This window comes from Rhodococcus sp. LMD (genome assembly GCF_056108245.1).
In genome coordinates, this window is sequence record NZ_CM148557.1 from 4,090,699 (window position 1) to 4,104,723 (window position 14,025).

Genomic DNA, 14,025 nt, shown 5'->3' on the forward strand with positions numbered 1-14,025 from the left:
GGACCCCAGTTCGTTTCGGAACGATAACACGCCCGGTGCAAAGGGTCACTAAACAGTTACGCCTGTGTTCCAGATCACATCTGAGCACAGCCGTGTGCGGCAGAGGGGTTATCTGTGACTGGGAATCCTACTTGCGCAGAACGCAGTTCGATGATCTAGCGCAACCGCGTCGGGATGCCCGCGACGACCAACGTCACCGCCTGCGACTCGGCCGCGACCCGTGCGTTGAGCCGACCGAGCAGGTCCCGGAACAGCCGGCCGGACGCCGTCGGCGGGACCACGCCGCTGCCGACCTCGTTGCTGACCGCCACCGCCGGCACGGCACACGAACGCCACGCATCGAGCAGTTGCTCGACATCCGCCTCGACCGCGGCGAGGTCCCCACCCGACCACACGTCGTGACGGTCCAGGCGCGCGGTGAGCCAGGTCCCCAGGCAGTCGATCAGCAACGGCTCGTCCGCCTCGCGGAGCACGGCCGCCACGTCGTCGGTCTCGACCGTCGTCCACGACCGCGGCCGGCGGGCACGGTGCAGCGCGACGCGCTCGGCCCACTCCGCGTCGCCGTCGCGCGTGCCGCCCGTCGCCACGTACGTCACCGCCGGGAACGATTCGAGCAACTCCTCGGCGTGCCGCGACTTGCCGGAACGCACACCGCCGAGTACCAGAGTGCGCTGCGTCGCAGCGGCTTTGCCGGTCGTGCGTCCCACCGTCGTCACCTCACCGTCGTCGCCTGGTCGCGCCCCGCTGGCCGCCAGCCGGATCCGCAACTGCCCCACCGGCGGGTTGTGGTGGCCGAGATGCACGGCCACCACCTCCGTCCGCTCGGTCACCGCCCCGCACGCGCGCAGGGTGCGCACCGTCTCGCCGAACGCCGGCAGCGTGTGGTGCGCGGAGCCCAGATCCAGTCGGTCCCCGAACGTCTCCTCCAGGAACACCGCATCGTATTCCGCACCGGCGACCCGGTCGAACCACTCCACGGGCAGGGGTCCGGTGTCGCATGCCCACAACATGCGGTCACCACCGGGGCCCTGCACGTCGTAGAGCACGGAGTCTCCGTCGACCAGGACGCGGTGCGCGGCGGGCAGCACCCGCACCCGGTACTCGCCGACTGTCAGCACGTCCCCGGCCGCGACCGGCACGAACCGCACCGGGTCGGTGGGTGCGATCCAGTCCCGGCACTGGTCCAGCGCGTCGACTGGGCCGATCACCTCGATCTCGGAATCCGTTGCCGCCCAGGATCGGAACAGCAGCGCCTGCGGACCGAGGTGGTCGGGGTGGGAGTGGGTGAGCAGGACGTGCCGCACCCCGGCGAGCGTGCGGCCGTGGCGCAGGGCCGCGCGCGGCGCCTCGGGACCGCAGTCGAGCATGAGCACGTCGTCCACGAGTGCGGCCGTCTGCCCGCGTATCTCGCCGCGGGCGGCGGCGTCCGAGCAGGACCGGCACAGGCAGAACGGATTCGGCCAGCCGTCGGCCGCACCCGTGCCCAGCAGCAGTACCTCCATCACGGATCCTCCGATTCGACTCGGCCCGAAGAACTTCCGCGCACCGGCACGACGGCCGGACCGGAACCGGGACGGTCCAGCACCTCGACGCGCGCGCCGTACACCTCGGCGATGCGCCGGGCCGTGAGCACCTGCCGGGGCGCACCGTCGGCGACCACGCGACCGTCGGTGAGCAGTACCAGCCGTCCGCCGTACAGCGCCGCCGAGGTCAGGTCGTGCATCGCCGCGAGGACCGTGATCCCGTTCTCCGCGCGCATCGACTCCACCAGGTCCAGCACGTGCTGCTGGTGGCCGATGTCGAGGGCGCTAGTGGGTTCGTCCAGCAGCAGCACCTGCGGCTCCTGCGCGAGTGCGCGCCCGAGGACCACCCGTTGCAGCTCGCCGCCGGACAGTTCCGTCGCCGGACGGGCCGCCAGCCCGCGCAGGTCGAGCCGGTCGAGGACCGACTCGACCACGTCACGGTCGTGCGCCGACTCGGTCGCGAACCGCGGCAGGTGCGGGGTGCGGCCGAGCCGGATCAGGTCGGTGACCGTCATGCCCTCGGGCACGACGGGCCGCTGCGGCATGAGCGCCACCGTCCGGGCCATCGCCCGGCGCCCGGCGTGAGCGGGGTCCAGTCCGCCGACGCGGACCCGGCCGGTTGCGGGTACCAGTCCCGCCAGCGCGTGCAGGAGCGTGGTCTTCCCCCCACCGTTGGGCCCGACGAGGGCGATCCACTCCCCCTGCCCGACGGTCAGGTCCACCCCGTGCAGGACGGTCTTGCCGCCGCGGTCGACGCGCAGGCCCCGGCAGTCGACGGCGTTCACGACACCCCCCGATGCCGGCGCAGCACCACCAGGAAGAAGGGCGCGCCGACGGCCGCGGTCACCACGCCGATGGGCAGTTCGGCCGGGGACATCACGGTCCGGGCCAGCACGTCCGCGAGGACGAGGAAGGCAGCTCCCATCATCAGCGACAGCGGCAGCAGCAGCCGGTGCCCCGGTCCGACGATCAGCCGGATGGCGTGCGGCACCACGATTCCGACGAAACCGATGAGGCCGCTGGCGCCGACCACGGCGGCGGTGCCGAGGGTCGCCACGCACACCAGGATCAGCCGGACCCGCGCCGGGTTCACCCCGAGGCTCGCGGCCTCGACGTCGCCCACCGCCATCACGTCGAGCATCCGGCGGTGCAGCAGGATGACCGCCGCGGACACCACGACGTACGGCAGGACCACGACCACGTCGGACCAGCCGTCGGTGCTGAGGCGGCCGAGCAGCCACGTGTACACCTGCCGCAGGGTGTCGTCGTAGAGCTGCTGGACGAACGTCTGCGCCGCGTTGGCGAAGGCCGCCACCGCGACGCCGGCCAGGATGATCACCACCTCCGAGCGCATCCCGCCGACACTGCGCCCGAGCGCGTACGTGGCGGCGACGGCGACGAGGCCGCCGGCGAACGCGGCGACCGGCACCCCGACGGACGCGAGCACTCCGCCGAGGGCGATCGCGAGCGTCGCGCCCAGGCCGGCGCCGCTCGACACCCCGAGCAGGTAGGGGTCGGCCAGCGGGTTGCGGAACACCCCCTGGTAGGTGGCGCCGGCGATGGCGAGCATCGCGCCGACCAGCGCACCGAGCGCCACCCGCGGCATGCGGATGTTCCACAGGATGGCCTGCTGCCGGGTCGTCAGCCCGGAGTCGACGTCGACGAAGGGCAGGGCGTCGATCAGTTCCAGGAACACGCCGCGCACGGTCAGTCCGGCGGGGCCGACGAGCACCCCGACGTGCAGCACGATCACCAGGACGAGGGCTGCCGCGCCGAGCACCAGGGCCGGATGGCGCGCGGCGCGGGTCACCGGGTGGGCTGGGCGGCGGGTTCGGCGGCAGCCACGATCGCCCCGAGGTTCCGCACGAGGTCCACGACCCGCGGTCCCCAGCGGCTGGCGACGTCCTCGTCGAGCACGTGGATCTGTCCGGACCGGACGGCCGTCAGCTCACCCCAGCCGGCGCGGGCGGCCACGGTTTCCGGGGTGACGCCGCAGCACTGCCCGTCGGCGAGGAAGATCAGGTCGGGGTCGGCGTCGAGGACGTACTCGGCGGACAGCTGCGGGTAGGCGTCGGCACCGGCGGCGTCGCCGATGGAACGCAGGCCGAGCATTTCGTAGATGCCCCCGACGAAGGTGTCGCCGGTGACGCTGTAGTAGGTGTCGTCGAGCTCGTGGTAGTAGGTCAGCGGAGCCGGGCGCGGGGGCAACCCGGCGACGACCTCGTCGATGTCGCTGCGCATCGAGGCGACGAGTTCGGCCGCGTCACCGACGTGCCCGGTGGCGGCGCCGAGCCGTTCGATCTGCGTGTACGCCTCGTCGAGAGTGGTGGCGGCCGGCAGCAGGAGCGTGGGGACGCCGGCGGCATCGAGGCCGGAGACGAGGTCGCCCACGTCGTCCATGGCCACCACGAGATCCGGTTCGTAGCCGAGCACGGCCTCGACGTTCGGTGAGTATCCGGACAGGCCGGTGACGGGCACCCCGGCGGGAAAGTCGGACTGGTCGTCGACCGCGACGACCTGGTCGCCGGCGCCGACGGCGTAGAGCATCTCGGTGGCGGTGGGACTGAGGGAGACGATCGAATCCGGGGCCGCATCGAGGGTGATCGCTCCGTCGCCGGAGCTCACGGTGACGGGGAAGCTCCCGTCCCCGGAGGGCGCGGAGGCCGGTTCGGAGCCGCCGCTCGAGGCGCACGACGCGACGAACAGGGCGAACGCGGCGAGTCCGGCGGCGAACAGCCGGCGGGCCGGCACAGTGGGGGCAGGCACAACCATCCTCCGTGAGGCGGAGGACGAAAACAGCACGGCTGCAACGATCACCGTTGCGGCACGACACCGTCCTTCGTCCGAGGACCAGTACGTGACCGCCGCGCCGGCCGACCTGACTCGTCCGGCAGCGCGCTGCCGGCCTCACAGTTGCGGGACAGTGCCGGATTACACCGGACTTCACCGATACGCTGCGGCACCCCACCCGGAAGCGGGGTCACCGCAGCGTATCGCAGGGCTCCGGGCCCGGGGACGGCAGCCCGGGGTCCGTCAGTGCGCCGCCTCGCGCTTCTTCCGTTTCGGAATCAGGTGCGCGATCAGCACGATGATCGCGCCCACGACGAGCCCGACGAGCGCGGACACCACGGTCCCCGCGGTCCAGGACAGCACACCGCCGAAGCCGCCCTGGACGAGATCGCCGAACCAGTGTTCGAGATCGTGCAGGCGATCGGCCGGCCAGTGGAATCCGGCCTCGCCGACGTTGACGAGCAGGATGTGGCCACCGACCCACAGCATCGCGGCGATCCCGACCACGGTCAGCACCGTCATCACCTTCGGCATCGCGGCCACGAGCCCCCGGCCGACCCGTCGGCTGAACGACGACCGGCGGCCGGCGAGCGACAGGCCCACGTCGTCCATCTTCACGATCAGCGCGACCGCGCCGTACACCAGCGCGGTGATGAGGATCGCGACGACGACGAGCACCGCCAGCCGGGTGAGGAACGGTTCGTCCTCGACCGACGACAGGGAGATCACCATGATCTCGGCCGAGAGGATGAGGTCGGTGCGGATCGCGCCACCGACCATCGCCTTCTCGAACTCGGGGCCGCTCTGCGCCGCCGTCGTGTCGTCGTCGTGGTAACCGCCGGTGAGCGCTTCGTAGACCTTCTCGGCTCCCTCGAAGCACAGGAACAGGCCACCGGCGATCAACAGGTAGGGCAGCGCCTGCGGTAGGAACTGGCTCAGCAGCATCGCCACCGGCAGGATGATCAGGAGCTTGTTGCGGATCGACCCGATCGCGATCTTGCGGATGATCGGCAGTTCCCGGTCCGGGGTGAACCCGTGCACGTAGCGCGGGGTGACTGCGGTGTCGTCGACGACGACACCTGCCGCCTTGACCCCGGCCTTGCCGGCCGCGGCGCCGATGTCGTCGATGGACGCCGCTGCCGCTTTCGTCAGTGCCGCGACGTCGTCCAGCAGGGCGACGAGACCACCAGCCACGGGAACCTCCCACAGTTCGGCTGTGCAGAGCCGATCGAACGACACGCAGTTGCGGGTCGACTCTGTAACTTACCGAAGCGCGCACGAACTTACCGAAGCGCGCGCGACCGCGGGGTCGGGTCTCCGGCGCTGCCCGGTCCGGCCGGTGTCGTCGCCCCGGCAGTTCCGGGCGGTGGATCGGGGCCCCGCCACGTCGACGGGGCCTCGATGCGGCTGCGGCCCTCGACCTCGCCGCCGGCTACCGCAGCGCCTGCTCGAAGTCCTCGAGCAGATCCTCCGGATCCTCGAGCCCCACCGACAGCCGCACCACGCCGTCGGACAGGCCGATCGCCGCCCGGCCGTCCGGCCCCATCGCCCGGTGCGTCGTCGTCGCCGGATGGGTGATCAGCGACTTGGCGTCGCCGAGGTTGTTGGAGATGTCGACGATGCGCAGCCCGTCGAGCAGCTCGAACGCGCGCTTCTTGCCGGCGCCTTCCGGGGCGTCCAGTTCGAAGGTGACGACCGTTCCGCCGCCGCTCATCTGGGACCGGGCCAGGTCGTACTGGGGGTGCGACTCGAGGAACGGGTACTTGACCCACCGGATCGCGGCGTGGTCCTGGAGGAACCGGGCGATCCGCTCGGCCGACTCCACCGAGTGCCGGATCCGCACCGCCATCGTCTCGAGGCCCTTGAGCAGGGTGTGGGCGTTGAACGGGCTCAGCGCCGGGCCGGTGTGGCGGATGAGGTGCTGGACCGGGCCGTCGATGTAGTCCTGCGGGCCGAGGATCGCCCCGCCGAGTACGCGACCCTGACCGTCGATGTGCTTGGTGCCCGAATACACGACGATGTCGGCGCCGAGATCGAGGCTGCGCTGCAGCAGGGGCGTGGCGAAGACGTTGTCGAGCACCACCTTGGCGCCGGCGGCGTGGGCCATTTCGGAGACCCGGCGCACGTCGACGAGGGTCTGCATCGGGTTGGACGGAGTCTCGAAGAAGACCGCCGTCGTGGGCACGGACAGGGCCTGCTCCCACTGGTCGAGGTCTTCACCGTCGACGAACACGGTCTCGACGCCCCAGCGCGGCAGGATCTCGTTGCACACCACGAAGCAGGAGCCGAACAGGCTGCGGGCCGCGACCAGCCGGTCGCCCTTGCCGAGCAGCGCCGCGAGCGCGGTGAAGACCGCCGACATGCCCGAGGCGGTGGCGTAGCAGCCCTCGGCGCCTTCGAGCAGCCGCAACCGCTCCTCGAACATCTTCACCGTCGGGTTGCCGTACCGGGAGTAGACGAAGTGGTCCACCTCGCCGGTGAACGCCTGCTCCGCGGCCTCGGCCGATTCGTAGACGAAGCCGGAATTGAGGTAGATCGCCTCGGAGGTCTCCTCGAATCCGGACCGCATGGTGCCGCCGCGCACGCCGAGCGTGGCGGGACGCACCGATGCCGGCAGCGGCCGCTCGAACGCGCCGCCCCTGGGAATTGTGCTCACGACTGCCTCCACGGCAGGCCCGCGGCCCGCCAGCCCTCGGCGCCGCGATGCCTCTCGGCATCGAGGCCGCCTTCGAATCCTTCGAGGATGTTGTACGACGGGGCCAGGCCCGCGGCGGTGGCCGCCTCCGCGGCGGCGATGGAACGCTGTCCCGAGCGACACAGGAACACGATCGGCCCGCCGGTCACGCCGGCGTCCTTCAGCTGGTCGACGAAGTGCTCGTTGCGGGCGCCGTTCGGGTAGCGCACCCACTCGACGAAGAGGGCGCGACGCCCGATGGAGGACGTCTCGGGAACCCCCACGTATTTCCATTCGGCGTCGGTACGCACATCGACGAGCACGGCGTCCGGGTTCTCGCGCAGCAGCTCCCAGGCTTGCTGCGGCGTCATATCACCTGCGTAGCTCACCGCACCAGCTTTTCACAGCTCACGGCGAGCCGACCAGGCGGGCGGGTGGTGCCGGCCGCCGGTCAGAACGTGCAGATCCGCCAGACGTCGTCGATCCGGACGAACTGCCACGTGCTGGTCTGCTCGCCGCCGGCGGACCGGGCACGCACGTCGGCGGTGGCCCGGTCGTCGTCCGTCTCGACGTTCTCGACGGCCTCGAGCTGCACCTCGCCGTCGACGCCGGCCCAGGGGGCCCGGTCGGCCGCGAGCCGGTCGCAGCGCAGCCGGTCCTGCGCGGCGCGGTCGCCGGCGTTGTGGGCGCGGACGTAGTCGTCGACCGTCCGCACGACGAGTTCGGTGCCGGTGGCGCTGCGGTCCGACGGCGACACCAGCTGGGCGACGAACACCCCGACGACGAGCACCACGATGATCGCGAGTGCCGCGAGGAACGGCGTCGCGCTGCTGCGGTCCGTTTCGTCCGGGTCGGGCTCGGGTGCGCGTTCGGCTGCCATGGGGTGATCCTAGGCGGCACCGGCACGGCCCCACGCGGGCGCATTTGCCCCGATAAACCCTCTCGAGGTAGGAATTGGCCATGGCCTCTACGCACCTCGTTCGACGTCTCGCCGTCGACCTGTGTCGAGTGAGCGCCCACATGTGTTGTCGCTGAAGCGAATTCTCGTCACGCCCGGTTCGTCGCGCAGTTCTTGCCGCTCCCGCGTGCCCCCTGGCAGCCACCCCTGCCGACTCCCTTCCTCATTTAAGCTGAATCACGTCCGTCCGCACACCGAAGAGGTAGTTGACCCCTGATGACCGATCAGACTCGTCCCCTTCGCGTCGCGATCGTCGGTGCCGGCCCCGCCGGTATCTACGCCGCCGATGCGCTCATGAAGTCCGACACCGAGGTCAGCATCGACCTGTTCGAGCGGATGCCCGCGCCGTTCGGTCTCATCCGCTACGGCGTGGCGCCGGACCATCCCCGCATCAAGGGCATCATCACCGCCCTGCACAAGGTGCTCGACAAGCCCCAGGTCCGGCTGCTCGGCAACCTCGACTACGGCACCGACATCACCCTCGACGACCTGCGCCGCTTCTACGACGCGGTGATCTTCTCCACCGGCGCCAACGCCGACCGGGCCCTGAACATCCCGGGCATCGACCTCGACGGCAGCTACGGCGCCGCCGACTTCGTCTCCTGGTACGACGGCCACCCCGACGTGCCGCGCAGCTGGCCGCTCGAGGCCGAGAAGGTCGCCGTGCTCGGCGTCGGCAACGTCGCCCTCGACATCGCGCGCGTCCTCGCCAAGACCGGCGACGAGCTGCTGCCGACGGAGATCCCCGCCAACGTCTACGAGGGCCTGAAGAACAACAAGGCCGTCGAGGTGCACGTGTTCGGCCGCCGCGGTCCCGCTCAGGCCAAGTTCACGCCGCTCGAGCTGCGTGAACTCGATCACTCGCCCACCATCGAGGTCATCGTCGATCCCGAGGACATCGACTACGACGAGGGCTCGGAGGCCGCGCGCCGCAATTCCAAGCAGGTCGACATGGTCGCCAACACCCTGCAGGACTGGGCCATCCGCGACGTGGGAGACCGCCCGCACAAGCTGTTCCTGCACTTCTTCGAGTCCCCGGCCGAGATCCTCGGCGAGGACGGCAAGGTCGTGGGCCTGCGCACCGAGCGCACCGAGCTCGACGGCACCGGCAACGTCCGCGGCACCGGCCGCTTCCGCGACTGGGACGTCCAGGCCGTGTACCGGGCGGTCGGCTACCTGTCGCAGAACATCGCCAAGCTGCCGTTCGACGAGCAGGCCGGCACCGTGCCCAACGAGGCCGGACGCGTCGTCGCCGACGAGTCCGCCGAGGGTCCCGCGCGTTTCCTGCCCGCCACGTACGTCACCGGCTGGATCAAGCGCGGTCCCGTCGGACTGATCGGCCACACCAAGGGCGACGCGAACGAGACCGTCGCGAACCTGCTCGCCGACCGGGCCCACGGCCTGCTGAACACCCCCGAGGATCCGTCCGAGGACGCGATCGTCGCCTTCCTCGAGGACAAGCAGCTGCCCTACACCACCTGGCAGGGCTGGTACCGGCTCGACGCGCACGAGCGCAGCCTCGGCGAGGCCGAGGGCCGCGAGCGCGTCAAGGTCGTCGAGCGTGAGGACATGTTCCGCGCGTCCGAGCCGCACAAGGCCTGACACCCCGACCCCTGGTGGCCGAATGTCACATCGCGTCGATTCGATCGACCGGATGTGACATTCGGCCACAGTCGTACCGGGGCACGTCCGGTCAGGTGAACAGCACCGCGCCGAGCCACACGCCGGCGGCGACGAGGCCACCGAGCAGTTCGACGAGGATCGACAGCGCCACCGCCTTGGTCGCGTGCACGGTCGACACCCAGGCGTCACGGTGGGTGCGGTGCCGCTGCACCTCGGACAGGTAGGTGCCGAGCAGGAACCCGAGCAGCAGCCCGATCACGGGAACGACGAAGAACCCGACGATGCCGAGCAGGCCGCCGGCGACGATCGACCGCGTCGGCACCCCGGCCCGTCGCATCCGGCCGCCCGGCCAGGTGTACTTCACGATGCCGGTCACCAGCAAGGCCGTCGTCGCGACGGCGAACACCGTCCACGCGACGGTGCCGCCGGTGAGCCACGCCCACACCGCGATCGCCCCGAAGATCAACAGGGTGCCCGGCAGGATCGGCACGACGATGCCGACGAGGCCGACGAGGACGGCCAGACCGACGAGCACCTCCGCCCCGGCGGTCACGGTGCGACCGCCCGCACGCGAGCGGCCGCCTCGACCGCGCGGGCCCGCGCGGTCTCGACGTCGGGACCGGTGGACACCGCCACCCCCATGCGACGCCGGACGAACGACTCGGGCTTGCCGAACAGCCGCAGGTCGGTGTCGGGCACCGACAGCGCGTCGGCGACGCCCTCGAAGACGACGCCGGCGGCCTCGAGGCCGCCGTAGATCACCGCGGACGCCCCGGGCGCGAGGAGTGCGGTGTCGACGGGCAGGCCCAGGATCGCGCGGGCGTGCAGCTCGAACTCGGAGTACCGCTGCGAGCGCAGCGTCACCAGGCCGGTGTCGTGCGGGCGGGGGCTCACCTCGGAGAAGTACACGTCGTCGCCCGCGACGAACAGTTCCACCCCGAAGACGCCGCGGCCGCCGAGCGCGCCGGTCACCGTCGCCGCGATCTCCCGGGACCGGGCCAGGGCCCGCTCGCTCATCGGCTGGGGCTGCCAGGACTCGACGTAGTCGCCGGCGCGCTGCAGGTGCCCGATCGGTTCGCAGAAGTACGTCTCGACCTGCCCCGACGGTCCGACGGCGCGGACGGTGAGCTGGGTGATCTCGTACTCGAAGTCGACGAATCCCTCGACGATGACCTGGCCGAGGTCGACGCGCCCGCCGGCGAGCGCGTAATCCCAGGCGGCGGGGATCTCGTCGGGTGTGCGGACCGTGGACTGGCCCTTGCCGGACGAGGACATCACGGGCTTGATCACGCACGGGAACCCGACCTCGGCCGCGGCGGCGCGGACCTCGTCGAGGGATTCGGCGAAGCGGTACGGGGAGGTGGGCAACCCGAGTTCCTCCGCGGCGAGGCGCCGGATGCCCTCCCGGTTCATCGTCAGCCGGGTGGCCCGCGCGGTCGGGATGACCTCGGCGAGACCGCGTTCCTCGACGACGGCGAGCGCGTCGGTGGCGATCGCCTCGATCTCGGGCACGACCAGGTGGGGTTGCTCGGCTTCGACGAGTGCGAGCAGGGCTTGCGGGTCGTTCATGTCGACGGTGTGCGCGCGGTGCGCCACCTGATGCCCGGGCGCGTTCGGGTACCGGTCCACCGCGATGACCTCGACACCGAGCCGCTGCAGCGCGATGACCACCTCCTTGCCCAGCTCACCCGCACCGAGGAGCATGACGCGCAGGGCGCCGGGAGTCAGCGGGGTACCGATTCGTGGTGAGACCATGGGGGGGACTATATGTGCCCCTCAGGTCGCACCCGGAGGTCGCGATGGACGTCGCCGAACCGAATCTCGAGTCGGACACCGGACGGTTCTTCACCACGGCCGGGATCGATCCCGCCGACGAGATGGACTGGCAGCGGCGCGACGCCCGCATCGTCCACCACGGCACCGGCGCGGTGGTGTTCGAACAGCGCGACGTCGAGTTCCCCGCCGCCTGGTCGCAGAACGCGACCGACATCGTCGCGCAGAAGTACTTCCGCGGCGCTCCGGGCACCGCCGCCCGGGAACGGTCGCTGCGCGACGTCGTCGCGCGCATCGTGGACACGATCACCGCGTGGGGCGCGGCCGACGGCCACCTCGACGACCCGGAGGCGTTCGCCGCCGAGCTGACCTACCTGGTCCTGACGCAGCGGGCGTCGTTCAACAGCCCCGTGTGGTTCAACATCGGGGTGCCCGACACTCCGCAGCAGGCCAGCGCGTGCTTCATCCTGTCGGTCGAGGACAGCATCGATTCGATCCTCGAGTGGTACCGGCAGGAGGCGGTGATCTTCAAGGGCGGGTCGGGCGCGGGGGCGAATCTGTCGCGCATCCGGTCGTCGGCCGAGCCGCTGGCCGGTGGGGGCACCGCGTCGGGCCCGGTGAGTTTCATGCGCGGCGCCGACGCCTCGGCGGGCACCATCAAGTCCGGCGGCAAGACGCGCCGGGCCGCGAAGATGGTGATCCTCGACGTCGGCCATCCCGACGTCGAGGAGTTCGTCGACTGCAAGGCGATCGAGGAACGCAAGGCGCGGGTGCTCGCGAAGGCCGGGTTCGACATGGGGCTCGACGGTCGCGACATCCATTCGGTGCAGTACCAGAACGCCAACAACTCGGTGCGGGTGAGCGACGAGTTCATGCAGGCCGTCGCGGACGGCGCCGAGTGGCCGCTGCGCGCGGTCACCACCGGTGCGACGGTGCGCACGGTGCCCGCCCGCGACCTGTTCCACCGGATCGCCGCCGCCGCCTGGGAGTGTGCCGATCCGGGGTTGCAGTTCGACACCACCGTCAACCGCTGGCACACCGCGGCCGCGACGGGCCGGATCAACGGATCGAATCCGTGTTCGGAGTACATGCACCTGGACGACTCGGCGTGCAACCTGGCGAGCCTGAACCTGCTGGCGTTCCTGCGCGACGACGGCACGTTCGACGTCGCCGGGTTCCGGCACGCCGTCGCGGTGGTGCTCACCGGCCAGGAGATCCTCGTGAGCCGCGCCGACTACCCCACCGAACGCATCGCGGAGACGTCGCGGCGGTTCCGGCAGCTCGGCCTCGGCTACGCCAATCTCGGGGCGCTGCTGATGGCGCTGGGGCTGCCCTACGACAGTGACGCCGGCCGGGCCTACGCCGCGGCTCTGACGGCCCTGATGACCGGGCACGCGTACGCGGTCTCGGCGCGGATGGCTCGTCGGCTCGGGCCGTTCGAGGGATTCGCCGAGAACCGGGAGCACACCCTCGCGGTGCTGGCTCGTCATCGTGGCGCCGTCGACGACATCGACGAACAACTCGCGCCCGCCGACGTTCTCGCCGCGGCGCGGGAGGACTGGGACGCGGCGTGCGCATTCGCCCAGGCACACGGGGTCCGCAACAGCCAGGTGACGGTCCTCGCGCCGACCGGCACGATCGGCCTCGCCATGGACTGCGACACCACCGGTATCGAACCCGATCTGGCGCTGGTGAAGACGAAGAAGCTGGTCGGCGGCGGGACGCTGTCCATCGTCAATCGCACGGTGCCGCGGGCCCTGTCCCGGCTCGGCTATCCCCCGGATCGGGTGGCCGAGCTGCTCACGCACATCGACACGCACCGCACGGTCGTCGGCGCGCCGCAGTTGCGGGCCGAGCATCTGCCGGTGTTCGCAACCTCCATGGGCGACAACGTGATCGAACCGCGCGGACACGTACTGATGATGGCCGCGGTGCAACCCTTCCTCTCGGGCGCGATCTCGAAGACCGTGAACCTGCCGGAGGCGGCGACCGTGGCCGACATCGAGGAGTTGTTCCTCGACGCGTGGCGGCTCGGACTCAAGGCGATCGCGGTGTATCGCGACAACTGCAAACTGGGACAACCACTGTCGGCCACGGCCGCGCCGCGCGCGACGACGGTGCCCCGGCCGCGGCGGGAACGGCTGCCCCGGTTGCGCCGGTCGCGCACCTTCGAGTTCCGCGTCGCGGACTGCAAGGGCTTCGTCACCGTGGGCCAGTACGACGACGGCCGTCCGGGCGAGATGTTCCTGCGGGTGGCAAAGCAGGGCTCGACCCTGGCCGGGATCATGGACGCGTTCTCGATGGCGGTGAGTTACGGCCTGCAGTACGGGGTTCCGTTGCGCACGTTCGTCAACGCGTTCACGAGCACCCGATTCGAGCCGGCGGGCATCACCGACGATCCGGACCTGCGGATCGCGACGTCGATCCTGGACTACATCTTCCGGCGCCTGGCGGTGGAGTACCTCGACGCGGACGAGCGGGCCGAACTCGGCATCCGCACCGGCGCCGAACGCAGCGAGCCCGCCGCCGAGGTCGTCGTGGACACGCGCCAGGGACGCGCCCGCGGCAGCGACGCGCCGTACTGCATGCAGTGCGGGGTGCAGATGCAGCGTTCCGGCTCCTGCCACGCGTGTCCGTCGTGCGGAAACACCAGCGGGTGCAGCTGACGAGGCGGCGACCCCGCC

The 14,025-nt window shown here is 71.0% G+C and carries 12 protein-coding genes and 1 riboswitch; of the genes, 2 read left to right on the forward strand and 10 right to left on the reverse strand.

The genetic code is table 11. From position 1 onward, the window contains the following. Nucleotides 1-155: 155 nt before the first annotated feature. The 8 genes from ACWPQI_RS18730 to ACWPQI_RS18765 all read right to left on the reverse strand — a co-directional run bounded on the left by ACWPQI_RS18730 (nt 156) and on the right by ACWPQI_RS18765 (nt 7,867). The gene (locus tag ACWPQI_RS18730; RefSeq protein ID WP_010593161.1) at nt 156-1,502 is read right to left on the reverse strand and encodes a bifunctional adenosylcobinamide kinase/adenosylcobinamide-phosphate guanylyltransferase; all 1,347 of its coding nucleotides are present in this window, start codon (nt 1,500-1,502) and stop codon (nt 156-158) included. Next, on the reverse strand, nt 1,502-2,308 hold the full coding sequence (locus ACWPQI_RS18735) for an ABC transporter ATP-binding protein (protein ID WP_048772153.1): 807 nt from the start codon (nt 2,306-2,308) through the stop codon (nt 1,502-1,504). The genes ACWPQI_RS18730 and ACWPQI_RS18735 overlap by 1 nt, the downstream gene beginning before the upstream one ends. Then, nucleotides 2,305-3,333 (reverse strand): FecCD family ABC transporter permease, encoded by a 1,029-nt coding sequence (locus ACWPQI_RS18740; protein WP_017680701.1) that lies wholly within the window; start codon nt 3,331-3,333, stop codon nt 2,305-2,307. Before ACWPQI_RS18740 ends, ACWPQI_RS18735 begins: the two co-directional genes overlap by 4 nt. Then, complete coding sequence (locus ACWPQI_RS18745; RefSeq protein WP_474738428.1) at nt 3,330-4,289, reverse strand: ABC transporter substrate-binding protein; 960 nt, start codon at nt 4,287-4,289, stop codon at nt 3,330-3,332. The genes ACWPQI_RS18740 and ACWPQI_RS18745 overlap by 4 nt, the downstream gene beginning before the upstream one ends. 85 nt (nt 4,290-4,374) lie before the next feature. After that, a riboswitch (cobalamin riboswitch) is annotated at nt 4,375-4,517 on the reverse strand. Between the two features lie 39 nt (nt 4,518-4,556). Continuing rightward, a complete protein-coding gene (locus ACWPQI_RS18750) occupies nt 4,557-5,507 on the reverse strand; it encodes a DUF808 domain-containing protein (protein ID WP_474738429.1) in 951 nt (316 codons plus the stop codon). 238 nt (nt 5,508-5,745) lie between these two features. Continuing rightward, nucleotides 5,746-6,969: an O-succinylhomoserine sulfhydrylase gene (locus ACWPQI_RS18755; RefSeq protein WP_010593167.1), complete on the reverse strand. Its 1,224-nt coding sequence runs from the start codon at nt 6,967-6,969 to the stop codon at nt 5,746-5,748. Next, nucleotides 6,966-7,376, reverse strand: coding sequence for a rhodanese-like domain-containing protein (locus ACWPQI_RS18760; RefSeq protein ID WP_010593168.1), 411 nt, complete (start codon nt 7,374-7,376; stop codon nt 6,966-6,968). The genes ACWPQI_RS18755 and ACWPQI_RS18760 overlap by 4 nt, the downstream gene beginning before the upstream one ends. A 62-nt stretch (nt 7,377-7,438) precedes the next feature. After that, nucleotides 7,439-7,867, reverse strand: coding sequence for an Rv0361 family membrane protein (locus ACWPQI_RS18765; RefSeq protein ID WP_102031415.1), 429 nt, complete (start codon nt 7,865-7,867; stop codon nt 7,439-7,441). Nucleotides 7,868-8,161: 294 nt separating this feature from the next. Between ACWPQI_RS18765 and ACWPQI_RS18770 the strand changes: the two genes are divergently transcribed. Further along, entirely contained in the window at nt 8,162-9,547 is a 1,386-nt protein-coding gene (locus ACWPQI_RS18770; RefSeq protein ID WP_010593170.1) for an FAD-dependent oxidoreductase, read from the forward strand. Between the two features lie 91 nt (nt 9,548-9,638). On the opposite strand, the gene ACWPQI_RS18775 is transcribed toward ACWPQI_RS18770, so the two are convergent. Further along, nucleotides 9,639-10,121: a DUF456 domain-containing protein gene (locus ACWPQI_RS18775; RefSeq protein ID WP_010593171.1), complete on the reverse strand. Its 483-nt coding sequence runs from the start codon at nt 10,119-10,121 to the stop codon at nt 9,639-9,641. Next, a complete protein-coding gene (purT, locus tag ACWPQI_RS18780; RefSeq protein WP_048772145.1) occupies nt 10,118-11,323 on the reverse strand; it encodes a formate-dependent phosphoribosylglycinamide formyltransferase in 1,206 nt (401 codons plus the stop codon). The genes ACWPQI_RS18775 and purT overlap by 4 nt, the downstream gene beginning before the upstream one ends. A gap of 44 nt (nt 11,324-11,367) precedes the next feature. Here purT and ACWPQI_RS18785 point away from each other — a divergent pair, with 44 nt between their 5' ends. Next, nucleotides 11,368-14,007 carry a vitamin B12-dependent ribonucleotide reductase gene (locus ACWPQI_RS18785; RefSeq protein WP_102031416.1) on the forward strand — a complete coding sequence of 880 codons (2,640 nt, stop codon included), beginning with the start codon at nt 11,368-11,370 and terminating at the stop codon, nt 14,005-14,007. Nucleotides 14,008-14,025: the final 18 nt, after the last annotated feature.